This window comes from Vibrio sp. Y176, assembly GCF_033438945.1.
In genome coordinates, this window is record NZ_JAWOQS010000667.1 from 1 (window position 1) to 648 (window position 648).

General features: G+C 44.1%; 1 protein-coding gene. It reads left to right on the forward strand.

Going from position 1 to position 648, the window contains the following annotated elements:
* Positions 1 to 152: 152 nt before the first annotated feature.
* Positions 153 to 648: LysR family transcriptional regulator (locus tag R7O13_RS27960; protein WP_318305336.1), on the forward strand; the 496-nt coding region annotated here is incomplete at its 3' end.

Genomic DNA, 648 nt, shown 5'->3' on the forward strand with positions numbered 1-648 from the left:
GCATTCTTTAATCCATTTTTACCCATTGTTTTTTCCTCGCTAACAGAGCATCAAGTTATTGAGATTCATTATATTTGGGCTGATTGGTGATTGAAGAGCCACTTTGTCTTTACTAAAGTGAAGAAAGTTCACGAATGGAATGTGCGAGTTTTATGGATAAGATACGGTCCCTACGATTTTTTATTGCTACTTTAGAAGGTGGCAGTTTTGCTGCAGCCGCCAAAGCGCATGGCACAGACCCTTCTACAGTGAGTAAAGCAATCCATCGTCTTGAAAGCGACTTGGGAATACAGCTGTTCCAGCGTTCTACGCGACAGATCCGTCTGACAGAAGCCGGTCGTCGATACGCAAATACCGCTAGGTTTGTACTGGACGAACTGAGGGCGTGTGAGGATTCATTAAAAAGCCACAATGATGCGCTTTCAGGACTGCTTAAGATTAATGTGCCGGTCTCCTACGGTCGCCTTTACATTCGCCCTTTATTAAAAGAGTTTTGCCGCCGCTACCCCAGCATCACTATCGATATTCATTACGATGACGCCTACGTTGATATTATTGAACAAGGGATTGATGTGTCGATTCGTTCTGGTGTCGTTCAGGACAGCCAGTTGATCGTGCGCCAGCTGAGTCCTATAGATTTTATTATTT